Source organism: Anoxynatronum buryatiense (assembly GCF_900182905.1).
GTDB classification, from domain to species: Bacteria; Bacillota; Clostridia; order Peptostreptococcales; family Tindalliaceae; genus Anoxynatronum; species Anoxynatronum buryatiense.
Genome location: NZ_FXUF01000009.1, coordinates 46,818 through 61,541 on the forward strand (window position 1 = coordinate 46,818; position 14,724 = coordinate 61,541).

The 14,724-nt window shown below is 48.5% G+C and carries 12 protein-coding genes; 1 reads left to right on the forward strand and 11 read right to left on the reverse strand.

Going from position 1 to position 14,724, the window contains the following annotated elements:
* Positions 1 to 24: 24 nt before the first annotated feature.
* The 8 genes from QOL74_RS11855 to QOL74_RS11890 all read right to left on the reverse strand — a co-directional run bounded on the left by QOL74_RS11855 (position 25) and on the right by QOL74_RS11890 (position 9,651).
* Positions 25 to 240: a hypothetical protein gene (locus QOL74_RS11855; protein WP_283409701.1), complete on the reverse strand. Its 216-nt coding sequence runs from the start codon at positions 238 to 240 to the stop codon at positions 25 to 27.
* A gap of 33 nt (positions 241 to 273) precedes the next feature.
* Positions 274 to 1,629: a magnesium transporter gene (mgtE, locus tag QOL74_RS11860; protein WP_283409702.1), complete on the reverse strand. Its 1,356-nt coding sequence runs from the start codon at positions 1,627 to 1,629 to the stop codon at positions 274 to 276.
* Positions 1,630 to 1,711: 82 nt separating this feature from the next.
* Positions 1,712 to 2,179: a response regulator gene (locus tag QOL74_RS11865; protein ID WP_283409703.1), complete on the reverse strand. Its 468-nt coding sequence runs from the start codon at positions 2,177 to 2,179 to the stop codon at positions 1,712 to 1,714.
* A 103-nt stretch (positions 2,180 to 2,282) separates the two neighbouring features.
* Positions 2,283 to 5,252, reverse strand: coding sequence for an ATP-binding protein (locus QOL74_RS11870; protein WP_283409704.1), 2,970 nt, complete (start codon positions 5,250 to 5,252; stop codon positions 2,283 to 2,285).
* 67 nt (positions 5,253 to 5,319) lie between these two features.
* Complete coding sequence (locus tag QOL74_RS11875) at positions 5,320 to 6,405, reverse strand: HD-GYP domain-containing protein (protein ID WP_283409705.1); 1,086 nt, start codon at positions 6,403 to 6,405, stop codon at positions 5,320 to 5,322.
* A gap of 31 nt (positions 6,406 to 6,436) precedes the next feature.
* Positions 6,437 to 8,203, reverse strand: coding sequence for a sensor histidine kinase (locus QOL74_RS11880; RefSeq protein WP_283409706.1), 1,767 nt, complete (start codon positions 8,201 to 8,203; stop codon positions 6,437 to 6,439).
* Between the two features lie 168 nt (positions 8,204 to 8,371).
* Positions 8,372 to 9,274, reverse strand: a complete 903-nt coding sequence (locus tag QOL74_RS11885) for a hypothetical protein (protein WP_283409707.1) — start codon at positions 9,272 to 9,274, stop codon at positions 8,372 to 8,374.
* A gap of 20 nt (positions 9,275 to 9,294) precedes the next feature.
* Positions 9,295 to 9,651, reverse strand: coding sequence for a response regulator (locus QOL74_RS11890; protein ID WP_283409708.1), 357 nt, complete (start codon positions 9,649 to 9,651; stop codon positions 9,295 to 9,297).
* Positions 9,652 to 9,957: 306 nt separating this feature from the next.
* Here QOL74_RS11890 and dinB point away from each other — a divergent pair, with 306 nt between their 5' ends.
* Entirely contained in the window at positions 9,958 to 11,184 is a 1,227-nt protein-coding gene (gene dinB, locus QOL74_RS11895; RefSeq protein WP_346771747.1) for a DNA polymerase IV, read from the forward strand.
* A 10-nt stretch (positions 11,185 to 11,194) separates the two neighbouring features.
* Here dinB and QOL74_RS11900 read toward each other — a convergent pair whose 3' ends face one another.
* From QOL74_RS11900 to QOL74_RS11910, 3 genes are all read right to left on the reverse strand, one after another.
* The gene (locus QOL74_RS11900) at positions 11,195 to 11,713 is read right to left on the reverse strand and encodes a hypothetical protein (protein ID WP_283409709.1); all 519 of its coding nucleotides are present in this window, start codon (positions 11,711 to 11,713) and stop codon (positions 11,195 to 11,197) included.
* Between the two features lie 164 nt (positions 11,714 to 11,877).
* On the reverse strand, positions 11,878 to 12,537 hold the full coding sequence (locus tag QOL74_RS11905) for a flagellar brake protein (RefSeq protein WP_283409710.1): 660 nt from the start codon (positions 12,535 to 12,537) through the stop codon (positions 11,878 to 11,880).
* Positions 12,538 to 12,688: 151 nt separating this feature from the next.
* Entirely contained in the window at positions 12,689 to 14,686 is a 1,998-nt protein-coding gene (locus QOL74_RS11910; RefSeq protein ID WP_283409711.1) for a methyl-accepting chemotaxis protein, read from the reverse strand.
* Positions 14,687 to 14,724: the final 38 nt, after the last annotated feature.

The window sequence follows — 14,724 nt, forward strand, 5'->3', positions numbered from 1 at the left end:
TGAGGGTGTCTTTAAATGATAAAATTAATGAATGACCCGGTCGCCATCATCTTCTTCGTACTCTTCTTCAAGCCAGTCTTCCAGCATTTCTTTTATTTCAAGGGTGATCATCATTTTGCGTTCAACTTTCTGAACTTCCTTTTCCAAAAGTTCCATGATTTTCTGCGCATCGCCCTCGGACAATGAGCTGTTAATCTGCTGTATCTGCTGCTTCAGTTTAATCCGTTCCCGTTGTTCCATTTGTTTCCCTCCTTTGCCCGAAAGCGTGGGGTTTTATATCAGGTACTGCATAAACAGGGTGGCCACCGTGAAGTAGATGGTCAACCCCACCAGGTCATTAATTGTGGTAATGAAAGGACCTGATGCCACCGCAGGGTCAATTTTCATTTTTGCCATGATAAGCGGTACAATTGTACCGGCCAGCGTTGCAAAAAACAGTGTGACTGACAGGGACAACCCAATGACAAAACCTAACATGACACTTTTTTGCCAAATGGCTGCCACCACACTGATGAGCACACCATTCACCAGCCCAATTAAGATGCCCACCACTGCTTCACGGCGAATCAGCCGCCAAACATCTTTTCCTTTAAACTGGCCCATGGTCAAGCCCCGCACCACCACCGCCAGTGATTGTGTGCCGGTGTTCCCGGCCATGTCGGCAATCATGGGAATAAAAACGGCCAATACCACAACGGCATCTAAAGTGTCTTCAAAATAAGCGATGATGTTACCCGCCATGACACCGACGCCCAACAGCAAAACCAGCCAGGGAATTCGGCCCATGGCCGATTTCAGGGGACCAACACTCAAGTCCTGCATGCCGGCATCTGTGCCGGTAATCCCCCCGAATTTCATCATATCTTCAGAAGCTTCTTCTTCCAGTACGTCAATGGCATCATCCACGGTGATCACACCCACCATCTGATTGCCTTTCACCACCGGCATGGCCAGAAAACCGTAGTTACTCATGGTGCGGGCCACTTCTTCCTGGTCCATGTCCACCGGAACAGAAACGACTCTTTCAGACATAATTTGCTCCACCGGTGTTTCAGGCGGTGCAACGATCAGTTCCCGAATGGAAACCACGCCGGAAAGCTGGTGCTTTTCGTCAACCACATAAAGGTAGTAAGCACTTTCGGCGTCCGGTGCCAGCTCCCGCAGACGCTGAATCGCCCGTTCCACCGTATCTGTGGCATACAGCACAAAGAATTCGGTGGTCATCAGGCCCCCGGCGGTGTTTTCCGGGTACCGCAACAATTGGTTGATATCTGCCGCAAAGGCGGGATTCAATCTGCTGATGATTTCTTTTCGTTGAGATTCTTCCAGTTCGCCCAGATAATCCACAGCATCATCCGGTGCCATTTTTTCGATGATTCGAATGCCCCTGGCAGGGCCCAGTTTCTGAAGCAGCGACTGCTGTTCTTCATAGTCAAGCTCTTCGATCAGGTCAGCCAGCTCTTCATCTGTCAGCTTATGAAAAAGAATGCGTTCATCTTCATCCAGCTGCAGCAACGCCTGCGCCATGTCATAGGGATGAATTTCGTCCAGAAACTGCCGGAGGGTATGGGTGTCTTCATTTTTGATGGCTGCAATAATTTCATGTAGCAATGTTTCCTGTTCTTCCATCATCCGACCCTCCTCTGTCAAAAATCACTATGATTCTAACACACTTAACTGCGAGGGTCAATGGATGCCAACAACCGCTTCTTCATTCATGATGACGTTCCACAGGCTCTGAGGTTTCATCTTCAGGCAGATTTCGGGTATGGCTGATAATTTTTTTAACCAGAGCTTCTGTATCCACCGGTTTGGTTAAAAAATCGTTCATGCCGGCCTCCAGGCATCGCTGCCGATCCTCTTCTCCCACATAAGCGGTGACGGCTATCACCGGCGTGTGGTTCAGGCCATCTGCCTTTTCTCGTCGTCGAATCTCCCGGGTGACTTCAATTCCATTCATGGATGGCATCTGCAGATCCATGAAAATAAGCTGATAAAAATACTGTTGATGTAACGCCAGCGCTTCCATTCCATCTTTGGCCACATCCACCGTCAGTTCTTCCATCCTTCTGAAAATGCGGCGGATCAGTTCCCGACTAATATCGTTGTCTTCTACAAAAAGGATGCGGGGTCGGTTCACACCTCCCCCCGGTAACGAAGCGGATTTCTGAAATGTCATGTCGGCTCACCACACTTTCTGCCGGAATCATTCCTTTCTTCCGGCCATGGGAATCAGTTTGTCTTCTCCTTTTTATACCCTCGAACCATCTGTTCAAGCGTTTCTATGTGTTTCTATCTGCTTCTTCCACCGAATCATTCGTGACGGGGGCGTCTGTTTTTACAAGTGGCTCTTGATGGCGCTGCAGCTTCACCTGAATTTCTGCCAACACCCGTGCCAACTCAATGATAAACTGATGTGCCAGCGGGTTCCATTCATCATTCTCGCCACCCGTCAGTGCGTCCTGAAGTGCCGCTGCGCTTTTTCGGAGTTCGATTGCGCCAATGTTGCCTGCACTGCTCTTGATCTTATGAATGGTTTGAACAGCTGCCTCAGTATCCTCTGCCTCCAGCTGCTGCTTTAACATTTCAGCTGTGCCTTCATTTTCTTCCTGAAATGAATCCAGCACCAACCGATAGAGTTCCCGGTTGTTTCCAATGCGCTGCAGCGCATCTGATTCATCCAGTGATGAAGGGTTGTCCTCTCCAGTCGTTTCCGGTTGTCTGGAAGGCTCTTTTTTATCCAGTACCATTATCACGGTCTTAACAAATTCCGGCGGATCATAGGGTTTACTGACATAGTATGCCATCCCCGCCTGGCGGCATTTTTCCTCAACGCCGGTGATGGCGTCTGCCGTCATGGCAATCATTGGAACCTGTTCATTTTCTTTGCGTATAAGGGCGGCGGCATCCAGTCCGTTCATAACAGGCATGTGCAAATCCATAAGGATGACATCCACTGCATCTGCCATTTTTCGGTACATTTGAAGCCCTTCCAGTCCATTTTCCGCCACTGACACCGTAAATCCGGCTTCTTCTAAAATGGATTTGGCTATTAACTGATTTGTCCGGTTATCTTCCACCACCAGCGCATGCGCTGGTGCCTGCAGACGTTGGACACTCTCAGATCCAGGTGCCATGGCATTCCGATGCTTTGTCATGACCTGGTCATTAAACAGTTGGAGAATCCCATTGAAAAGCACAGACGGTATCACTGGTTTTCCAACCCCCATGTCAATTCCGTAATCCTCCAGCCGATCAAAGATCTCATCCCTGTCGAGGGGTATAAATCCCATGACTTTCAGTGGTGTGCCCAGTGGTTGTTCAGCGATGACGCGTCGGGTGAAATCAGCCGTTTCCTTGTGGAGATGATCCAGATCCAGGATAAGCAGGTTATAGGGTTTGTGACCCTTTTGATCAGTGGATTTCACCAGTTGAAGCGCCTGGTTCTCCGAGGATGCAAATTCTGCCGACAGATTGAAGGCTTCCAAATAAGTGGCCAATCGCTCCCGCTGCTGTGAATTTTTTTCCAGCACCAGCACCCGCAAATCTTTGAAGTACAAAGATGCCTGACGCTGCTTCTCTTCAAAGGCCTTTTCTCTGTCTTCTGTCATGGGTATGGTAATCAGAAAGGTGGTTCCTTCTCCCGGAGAACTATACACCTTGATTTCACCCTTCATCAAATCAACCAAATGCCTGACAATGGACAGTCCCAGGCCTGTACCGCCGTAGCGGCGGGTAATGGTGACATCCGCCTGGTCAAAGGGCGTAAACAGCCTCGTCACTTGCTCTTCATCCATACCAATTCCCGTGTCTTTAACACTGAACTCAATATAATGTGTATCTTCCCGAACTGCCACTGATCGTACTGACATGGCAATTTCACCCGTGTCTGTGAATTTGACGGCATTGTTCACCACATTAAGCAGTATCTGCTCCACCCGGGTGGGGTCTCCGTGGAAATAAATGGGCAGCCGCGGGTCCCGGTTCAGATGAAAGGCTATCTTTTTTTCCCTGATCTGGTGGGTCACCAGGTTCACCACCTCCTGCAATACTTGATCCACATCAAAGGAAATATGTTCAATGTCAATTTTACCGGCTTCTATTTTGGCGAAATCAAGAATATCATTGACGATACTCAACATGGTTCGTGAAGCTTCTGCAATTTTGTCCAGGTGCATCTTTTGTGTGGTGGTCACATCAGATTTTTTCATCAGGTACGTCAGACCGGTGATGGCATTTAGCGGTGTGCGAATCTCATGGGACATTCGGGCCAAAAACATTGATTTAACCTGGTTGGCTGATTCTGCTTCTTCCTTTGCCAGCTTCAGTTCCTGCTGAATGATGTTTTTTTCAGCGATTTCTTTTCGCAACCGCACAATCCAGAAAAAAGAGACGCCTGTAATAAGCAATGCAGCCACGACAACTGCCATCACATTTCGAATGATGTCACTATAATCAATTTGCTGCTCCAGGCCAACCCACCGGCTGTTGATGGTCATTCGTTCTTCATCGGTGATGGTTGCCAGTGCTTTGTTAATAATCTGATGGAGTTCCGGCCAGTCGTTCCGAATTGCCATGTGCAGAAACTGCCGCTCCCCCATCTCCACAGGAATATACTTTAATTCAGTGAATCCCAGCTGACGGCTGAGATAGCTGACGGTGGCCAGATTGCCGATAAACGCGGTTTCACTGCCCCGGTTCACTGCCGCAAGAGCTTCCTCGACGGTCTGATACAAAACGGGCTCGATGCTTTCATACTGACCGAGAAATCCGTGGTGGGAGCTGTTTACCTGCACCGCCACGGATTTCTGAAAAAGATCACCCAGTTGTTCAATGGTTTCATTCTTGCGCTCCACCACAATCACCCGGTCAAAGGTATAGTAGGCATCCGAGAATAGAAAATAGGTTTCCCGCTCTGCTGTTCGTCCCACACTGGGAAGCATGTCAATTTCCCGGTCAACCGCTTTCTGGTACGCTTCTCTCCATGTCAGGGAAGGGTCCATGATAAAGGTGATGCCGGTTCGCTCACTGATCATCTGAAGGTAATCAGCTGCAATTCCCTGATAATTTCCCGATGCATCCACGAACTCAAAAGGAACAAATCGGGGATCAATACCAATGCGTATTTCTGGATTCCTTTTAATAAACTCAGCTTCTTCATGACTCAGCTCTATCAGAGGGGTTTCGGCCTCTGCGTTCCCCTTCTGAATGCTGCCGATTATCACCACGAGCATCAACAGCATTCCTGCCATCCACAGGCTCCTGAATAACCAGCGCTTCCATTTTTTTGGTTGATCGATGCTTTTCCTGTTCATTTGATCACCCTCTACAGGCAAACCTGGCTTCTGTACCGTGGGTCAGCCTGCGAAACTCTTCTGCCACTGCTTCAAAAGCCGCGACAACAGCCGGGTCAAATTGACGGCCGCTTTCAGATCGGATCAAAGCCACTGCCGCCTCATGGGTGATGGCTTTTTCCTGGTCTGCAGGGCACACAGCTGTGTCGTATGCATCTACCAGCGCAAGTATCCGCCCGCCCAGTGGAATCGCCTCCCCGGCAAGTCCCCGGGGGTAGCCGCCGCCGTCATAGTGCTCGTGATGGGTTTCAATGAGTTCCACGGCTGTCTTGAGAAAGGCATTATCATCTGCTTTCTCCAGGTATTCTCTCAATGCTTCCACTCCAAATGTCACATGCTTCTGATGTGTCATGACAGCCTTTTCAGAAGTGGTTTCGGATACAAATAGGGCTTCGTCGGTTAACCCGGCTTTTCCGATATCGTGTAAGGGTGCCGTTTGACAAAGCGTCATGATTCTAACTGGGTCCAGCTGTGTTGAAAAGGCCGGGTCAACAGCCACCTGCCGGCAAAGCACACCCATCAGCTCCTGAATACGCCCGGAATGATTGGCTGTTTCGGCATGACGAAACTCCAACAACCTTGTGAAGGCTCGAATGGTCATGTCCCGGGTGTTCATCAGTTCACGTGTTCGATCCATGACCATTTGCTCCAGAATTCGGTTGTGTTTCTCCACATTTTTACGGACATTACGCACATTCAGATGCACCTCAATCCGTTTTTTCAGCGCATCAATGTTCAGAGGCTTTCTGATGTAATCCACAGCCCCCAGCATCAGTCCCTTTACCTCATTTTCCACTTCTTCCAGGTTGGTGAGAATAATGGTGGTGACTGTCGCATATTTGGGATGCTGCTGCATGGCCAGAAGCACATCAAAACCATTCATGCGGGGCATATTAAGGTCAAGAATCATCAAATCAATTCCCGGCTGCCTGTCCAGCATTTCCATCGCCTCAATGCCATCCTGAGCTCTGAAAAGCTCATGCTCTTCCAGCATGCTGCTGATAAAAATCATATCAGTTTTTGAATCGTCGACAATCAGTATTCTGGCCATTTTATCCCTCCGTTTCAGCTGTTACTCTCCATTATGCTTGTTCGGATGTTTCATGCGTATCAAAAAGAGCTGTAAAGGAAAACGTGCTTCCCACATTTTTTCGGCTTGTCACCTGAATGGTGCCCCCCATTTTCTCCACCAGCATTTTTGCAGTGGTAAGCCCCAGACCTGTTCCCCCATAGCGGCGGGTATCCACCGGCTCCACCTGACCAAATCGCTCAAAAATCATCTCCAGCTTTGATTCATCAATGCCAATGCCGGTATCTTTAACCGTGAAAATCAGCTGTTGCTTGTTTGACTCCATTTGATTACCCTTATCAAGGGAGACGGTTATGCGCCCACTCCGGGTAAATTTCACGGCATTTCCAATAAGATTGGACAATACCTGTCTTAATTTAAAGGGATCACCCCACAAGGTGAGGGGTATTTCTTCTGCAACGTGCATGATCATCTCATTGCCCTGATTTTTTGCCGCTACCTCAAAGAGTTCCACCGTTTCCTGCAAGAGCGCTGCGGGCTGAAAGGCTGCCGATAAAAACGCTATCCGTTCTGCTTCAATACGGGAATAATTCAGAATATCATCCATCACCCGCAAAAGACGGTCTGCCGCTGTTTGCGCATAGGTCAAATATTCTTCCTGCTCATCTGTCAGCTCAGTCATCTGCATGAGCTGCAACATTCCCTGAAACCCATTCATAGGCGTTCTGATTTCGTGAGACATATTGGCAAGAAAATGATTTTTGGCCTGATTGGCCATTTTTTCGGCCCTTGCTTCTTCTTTCACCCGATGAAGCGTTTCGTTGCGCAACACATTCACCAGCAAAAGGGCGAAAATCCCCCCCACCATCTGGGCAAGGTCCATATAATAACTCAGGTAGGCCGGCACCGGTATATCATCAATCTCCATGTAGCCGATCATCTGCTCTTGGTGTCGGATCCCCATGATAAAGCCGGTTCCGTTGGCCGTTTGTCGATACTGAGTAAACTCAGGTTGTTCAAGTATGGCGTCCAACTCTGACGCATAGTGTTGGTGGCGGTAGTAGTAAGTGGTTCCCACCTGATAATCACCGGCAAATCGAAAGGCCATTCTGGTGGCACCTGTCAATGTGGCAAAAATATCAAATCCCCGATCCATCAACTCGTCCATCTGATTGATTGAGGCTGCCTCCGGCAGTTTTTCAAAAAACAAGGTGTACGCTGAAATCTGCCTGGTCTTTTGCTTCATTTGTGTATTCGTTTGACTCATGCGCCATTGACAATGGTAGTTCAGCAGTTTTTCCCGATAGTAATCCATCCCCACAGGCAAGTAAGCCACCTGAACGTCCAACGCTTCCTGAAAAGCTGCACAATGCTGATGAACCTCGGGGTATACGCCACTATCCAATAGGCGTAGTGACCCCAAAGACTTCACATAGCTTTTGTGAACCTGAAGATCACCTGTGCCTGTCATTTCTGAAAGCTGTTGCTGCCAGTTCATCAGCCAGCCGGGGCTCACCAGCACTTCTCCACGTTTAATCAGATGCGAGGCCAAAGTGCTGCCCAGGAGCAAAAACGCACAGCGCTGCAACACAGGTGATGTCGTTCTCCCCATCTGGTTATAGACCTGGGTTTCGATACGCATCATTTGCGTGCTTGATAAAAAGTCGGGGTCTGTGACTTCGCTCTGCGCAAGGCGGCAATTATTGCAACCCGCCTTGGTGAATTCCAAATCAACGTCACTCAGTTTTTCTGTTTCGATGATGTGGAGGGCCTCAGCATAAAAGAATCGACATGTGATCAGTTTCATTCGGTCTTCCACTGACATGCTCCTTCCCGTCAATTCACTGGTGTCGGTGTACCGTTTTCTTCTGCATATATCTCCTATGATACCCCATGAAGCGAATTAATAAAGAAAGAAAATTGCATCACTTTCAAAAAGAAAAGCCCGCCCCTGCTATTTAGGGCAGGGACAGGCATTGGCGATGATTTAAGATGTTTCTTCCACTTTCAAAAGCAGCATTACCTGACCAAACGCTGTCTGTAAGGGTACTTTTATCCATTCATCACCGCTGATATCCGGCAGTGCTGTCCATTTCGTCGGCGGTTCCAAAAATGGTCTTATCTCATGATCTGAAAGCCAGATGGAATAGAGGCCATTGTGCAGATTCAAAAACTCCAGCACAGAGGCATCCATTAATTCCTCAGATTCTGCCACAGGCATGCGCGCATGTTTTTCAGCCATCTTCTGATAAACCTCTTTTTCCATCATCAAAGCCGTTTGTATGTTAATTCCCATGGAAAAAGCCTGTTTCACCGCAACCATGTCTTCTGTGGGCAACTGCTGGCTTTCAATGTCCAGTACCGTCTCATGGTCAATGAAGCGAATCATATTGCGCAGAAACAAACTTCCGTAAGCTGTGAGAGCTTCGGTTTCCGTTACTCCCGCCAACTGACACTGCAACACCATATAGGGTGCCAGCAATCCCTCAACATTGCCGCGTTCCAGTGCCTCTTCCTCATCGGCACTTAACTGGTTATATTCTCTGAAACCCTTCAGAACAGCTTCCAGTTCATCGTAAGTGAACAACTGATGATCCAGCAGCAACTGGGTCAGACGAGCGGTGCTTCTTTTCTGAAGCTGCAAAAGTGAATCCACTGTCTCCTGGTTTAAATAGCCTTTCTGAACAGCCACTTCACCAAAAAGGGCGTCTACCCGCCGCTGAATGTCATTTATCTCTTTCACCTGCTCTGCTGTCATCAGGCCTTCCTGCATGGCCAGCACTCCCAACCGCAAGTGTGTTTCCCGCTGAACTTTCAGAAGTTTTCGCAGTGTTTCCGGGTCAATAAGCCGCTGTTGCAGCAAATAGCTACCAAAGTATAAATTGAGCATCCTCCAGCACCTCCTATGTGCTAATATAAGTCAAGTATCCGGTTGATCACTTTTTCTGTCCAGGGCTTCTGAATGAAGTCCAGTGCACCGGCTTCCAATGCTTCCAGTAGCGTTTCTCTGTTTCCCACAGATGACAGTACAATAATTTTGGCCTGCGGATCAAGTTTCCGAATACTTTTCAGGCATCCAATACCGTCCATTTCAGGCATAACAATATCCATGAGCACCAGGTCAGGTCGTTCGATAGCATATTTTTCCACAGCCTCTATTCCATTCACCGCTTCAATCACTGTTACATCTTTACGTTGTTGGGAAATATAATCTCTCAGTTGGCGACGAACAAGCATGGAGTCATCACATAGCAACACTTTTTTCACTATTTTGCTCCCCCTTTGTGTGCCTATTGATTCCCGTTCAGTTGATATTTCTCTCTCATGCCTATTTTACCATTGTTTTATCCTGCCGTGTCATAAAGTTTCATCCAAATCTGACATCTTAAGACATTGAAATAGAATTTCAGTGAAGTGGAATTTCAGCTGACGTGTGATCCCTCTCAGTTCATCGCCGTGTCGACATGAAACATCTTCAATTGGCATGATATAATAGAGGTCAGTTCATCTGAGGTTGAAGACAAAGAGATTTGACCGTCTTTTGTCTACAGTCTGAGCAGGGAGGGTCTGACCTTGAAAACGTTGCCGCGTATCGTGTTCTTAGTGGATATGAATGCCTACTATATTACATGCGAAATGAGCCGGCATCCCCATCTGAAAGGGACGCCGGCTGCCGTCGCCGGTGATCCTCAAAAGCGTACCGGCATTATTTTGGCAGCCAATTATGAGGCCCGGGCATGTGGCGTCAAAACGGCCATGAGCCTTCAGGAGGCACTGAAACGCTGTCCCGGCTTAACTACAGTGCCTCCTGATCACCATTATTACAGCGAAAAATCACGGGAGGTGATGGCGCTTCTGGCAGAATTTTCTCCCTGCATTGAACAGAACAGTATTGATGAGGCCTGGCTGGACATGACCGGCAGCGAAAAAATCTTTGGGCCGCCCGAAGCCGCTGCCCAGCAAATTATGACTGCACTGGATGAACGTCTGTCACTCTGGTGCTCCGTTGGCATTGCCCGGAATAAATTCTTGTCCAAGATGGCGGCCGACTTCAAAAAACCGTTGGGTATTTCCACCCTCTGGTCAGAAGAGGTGGCTGACAAATTATGGCCTCTTCCCGTTGAAACGATGTATGGAATCGGTCAAAAAACCGCTGGAAAGCTTACGAGTCTGAATATTTCGACCATTGGAGATCTGGCAGCAGCTTCGCCGGCTCTTCTTATGCAGCATTTTGGGGATGCCTTTCTGGAACTTCAGCGAAAAGCTTCCGGCATCGACACCGCCCCCGTAGTCCCCTCTCTCAGGGAAAATATGAAATCCATTGGCCGCTCAACCACACTGGCGGAAGATGCTCATGACATCGACGAGATTCGCACCATTTTTATGGGATTGGCAGAGGATGTGGCTCACCAGGCCAGACAATATGGAAAACCGGGGAACGTGGTTCAAATCACCATAAAGTTCAACGATTTTTCGGCCATTACCAGACAGGTGACATTACCCACCGCCACACATTATACCCGGGAACTCTACGAGGCAGGGTATCAGCTTCTTAAGAAACACTGGCCGTCAAATCGGGGGGTACGGTTAATCGGGATCAGTCTCAGCGGATTTCAGACAGAAGCAGTCCCGCAACAACTTTCTATTTTTGATTTATCCCCGGCGAAGGCCACCGAAAATGATGACCGCCAGCGGAAACAACAAAAAATTGATGAAATCATGGACCAGGTGCGGCTCAAACATGGAACCGATAAAATTGCCCGCGCCTCACTCCTGCATCGCAAACCCAAACACCCCTGAAAAAGCCGTTTCATTCCAGCGGCTTTTCCAGAATGTCTTCCATGATTTCATTTGAAAGACGCAACGCATCCTTTCGACTGTCTGCCGGTGCGCTGATCATTTTTCCTGTTTCCTGATTCCAGAACTTTTCCGAACTTTCTATCCCAAACATTCTGACAGGTTCCAACACGGCGATGGTGACCCTGCTCATGGACTCATCCACATAAATTGCGCCAAACTGATCCCGCTGACCACTTTCAGGGTCGCGGGCCATCAACAGTTCCCCTGACTCACGCAGCAGAAAATCCAAGTCTGTCAGCGCCCTGTCATTCAGCCAAATGGTCCCTCGAAATCGTTTGTGATCAAACAGACGGCGTTGGATAACGCCTTCAATCCTCAGCTGATAAGATGTCATTTCTTCGGGCCGTCCCAAACGATATTCAACGGCAGGCAGTTCCCGCTCAATGCTGCGGGGTATTGTATACAGCAGGCCTGTCGATGGTATGGCCAGTATAATCAGGTAGATGAATGCTCTTTTTAACTTTGACACCACATCCGCTCCTTTGACTTACCCATTGGTTGTCACATAATAGGTGCTTTTCAGATCCTTCATCTCATTATAACCCGACAAATTTACTCGTGCAACTTGGCTAATGATCACAAAACCCCGGCAGTTTGAAGTGTCATCACTTCAAACTGCCGGGGTTTTTGATGTTATAACAAACCTTTTTGCCGCAGGTCACGCTGACGATTCAAGATAAATGCCAGAATTTGATCCTGCTGTGTTTCGCTAATTTCACTGAATCGCATGCCCAGTTCATAATGACGCTCATCTGCCTGATGCTGGCATCGAATGATCTCTGCCTTGACTGTCAATTCTTCCGGGTCAAGATAAAGAGTACATATCACCTGATCTTTTTCAGCAAATGGCTTGTGTGAAATGCCCTTAGCCCCTGAGCCACTGATATCATGAATAATGGCTTCGACCTCATCGAAGGTGACCCGGCTAATCACGCCTGTGGACAGGCTTTTCAGTCGGGCTGTCAATAGACAGGGCAGTCGGAAGTAGTCCCTGCGCTGCATTTTGACAGGTTCTCCATCAACCGCCAGCCGGCAGGCCTCCACTTCGCCCAGTCTGACTTTTTGGAGAAAACGGGCTCGAAAGCTGAAAACCCCATTCTCCCGATAATACACCACATTCAGTTGCTGCCCCTGGTGCAAAGCGTACTCCATCCCCCGGTGGATGGGGACTGCCAGATATAACGCTTCTTCATCCTGCTCCAACAGAAGGGATTTCAATACCAGTGTTTCTCCTGTATTCCTGTTCGTTACCTCCATGTTTACTTTTTCAGAGACAAGCAGCTCCAGATTCATCGGCGCCTTCCTTTCCATGGTGTCCTGGTTTAAAACGATTCGCTCATAAAAGTTATCTACCCTTTTAGCAGCGACATATACTTATTATACCATTCTATTGGAAGGATAACGCCGGATCAACCTTCTTATGCTGTTGTTTGAAATTTTTTCATTAATAGGTAAACTGCATGATCCCCTGATTCATTTCTTCTGCCAGTTGAGCCAGGGTTTCACTGGCACGGGCAATTTCATCCATGGCAGCTGTCTGTTCTTCGACAGAGGCTGAAGCCTGTTGAGTACCGGCAGCATTTTCTTCAGAAATTGCCGACAAGTTTTCCATCACATGTATCATTTCCTGTTTTTTCTGCTCCATGGCCTTTCCCGATGCGTTCAAATATTGAATCACCACTTGCATTTGCTGCACAGCTTCGTCGATACCTTCAAATTTACCGGCAGTTTCCTGCACACTTTCATGCTGCATCTCCACCAGCTTTTCCATTTTATCCATGGTAACCACTGCTTCTCCTGTCCTGTCTTTCAGCGACTTGACGATCCCATCAATTTCAGTTGTAAATTGACTGGACTGCTCTGCCAGTTTGCGAATTTCTTCTGCCACCACCGCGAATCCCCGCCCGGCTTCCCCAGCCCTGGCTGATTCAATAGCGGCATTCAACGCCAACAGGTTTGTTTGTTCTGCAATGCTTTGAATCATGGTACTGGCAGTTTCAATCTGTTTGGCCCCTTCATCAGTCATTCGAATAATCTGTTTCACCGCTTTGGTGGCTTCACCACTCTCTGTTGTTTTCGCCACCACCAGTTGCAAACTCTTGTTGCCTTCATCCTTTAAGGCACCTACTTGTTCTGCCGCCCTGTTAAGCAGTACCACTTGCTGCTGATCATCTTCAATCAGCCCCCCCAGTTCAGAGATATTGACAACGCCTGTTTCAGTGTCACGTGCCTGCTGAGAAGCACCGTCGGCTATTTCTTCAATGGTTTTGGCCACTTCATTGGCGGCTGTGGACGACTGATGACTGGTGGCCGTCAGTTCTTCCGAAGAAGAGGCCACCTGCTGGGCGTTTTCGCTGATCTGTTTAATGAGGGTAATTAAGTTTTGCTGCATCGTGGCCAGAGAGCTGGCAATAATGCCAATTTCATCGCTGCGGTTGCGGTAGCGCATTGCTTCGCTGTTTTCATCAAAAGACAGATCATATTGCGCCAGTTGTGCGAGCGCTGTAGAAAGCCTGGTAATGGGAGTGGCAATGGAGCGGCCTATGAAAAAGGCAATGGCAGCTCCCAACACCAGAAACACCAAACTGCCGATCAGCAGAATAGTACGGAGCTCATTGAGTCCTGACAACACTTCTGCCCGATTGGCTGTCACCACCAGAATCCAATCGGTGCCGGCCACAGGCGCATACCCGTTGTAAAGGTTATTGCTATTGAAGCTATAACTGCCCACCCCGGTTTCATTACGCAAGATCGATTCAAAGGTTGCCGCCAGAGGCGTCAGTGAAGCATCCTCCTGCGCCTGGACAATGGGCGTGAACTGGCCCATCACATACTCCCGGTTGCCATGAGCCACCACCGTGCCTTGACGGTTAATGGCATAAGCATAGCCTGTTTCACCAAATCCCATGGTATCGGTGATCAGACTGAGGGCATTGCCGTCTCTTCTGGCAATCAGCGCTCCGTGAACCCGGTCTCCATCCATGATGGGAACCGCATATGTCAACACCGACTGATCGGTGACCCGGCTGATGATCACATCTGACACATTCCGTTCTCCTGCCAGCGCCCTTTTGACGTATTCTCTGTCTGCCAAATTTGTTGTGTTACCATCAGAAATATAACGAACGTTACCATCGGGCGTGACAATACCGAAATCAAGATATCCCAGACGCTGAATATCTCTACTCAAGCTCTCCACCTGTTCATCCCAGTTCATTCCACTTACAGCGGCCCGGGTGGCCAGTTCCTGCAAAATTTCCAGCCGGAGCGACACCATTTCAGAGACCAGCCGCGCCCCATCTTCCGCCTGACTCAGCAGTGCCTCTTCTGCCTGGCCGGTAATGATTCGATCACCAAAAACCAGGGCTGTTACTCCCAAGCCTGCAGAAATCAACAATACCAGCAGACTCACGTACAAAATAATGCGTTTTGATAAATTCATGATGCCCAACCCCACTTTCTCATTTTATTATTTTTCAT

What these genes read in the sequence shown, in the direction of transcription:
- QOL74_RS11855 (WP_283409701.1), bottom strand. Translation starts at nt 240, where the DNA reads ATGGAACAACGGGAACGGATTAAACTGAAGCAGCAGATACAGCAGATT.
- mgtE (WP_283409702.1), bottom strand. Translation starts at nt 1,629, where the DNA reads ATGGAAGAACAGGAAACATTGCTACATGAAATTATTGCAGCCATCAAA.
- QOL74_RS11865 (WP_283409703.1), bottom strand. Translation starts at nt 2,179, where the DNA reads ATGACATTTCAGAAATCCGCTTCGTTACCGGGGGGAGGTGTGAACCGA.
- QOL74_RS11870 (WP_283409704.1), bottom strand. Translation starts at nt 5,252, where the DNA reads ATGGCAGGAATGCTGTTGATGCTCGTGGTGATAATCGGCAGCATTCAG.
- QOL74_RS11875 (WP_283409705.1), bottom strand. Translation starts at nt 6,405, where the DNA reads ATGGCCAGAATACTGATTGTCGACGATTCAAAAACTGATATGATTTTT.
- QOL74_RS11885 (WP_283409707.1), bottom strand. Translation starts at nt 9,274, where the DNA reads ATGCTCAATTTATACTTTGGTAGCTATTTGCTGCAACAGCGGCTTATT.
- QOL74_RS11905 (WP_283409710.1), bottom strand. Translation starts at nt 12,537, where the DNA reads ATGAATCTGGAGCTGCTTGTCTCTGAAAAAGTAAACATGGAGGTAACG.
- QOL74_RS11910 (WP_283409711.1), bottom strand. Translation starts at nt 14,686, where the DNA reads ATGAATTTATCAAAACGCATTATTTTGTACGTGAGTCTGCTGGTATTG.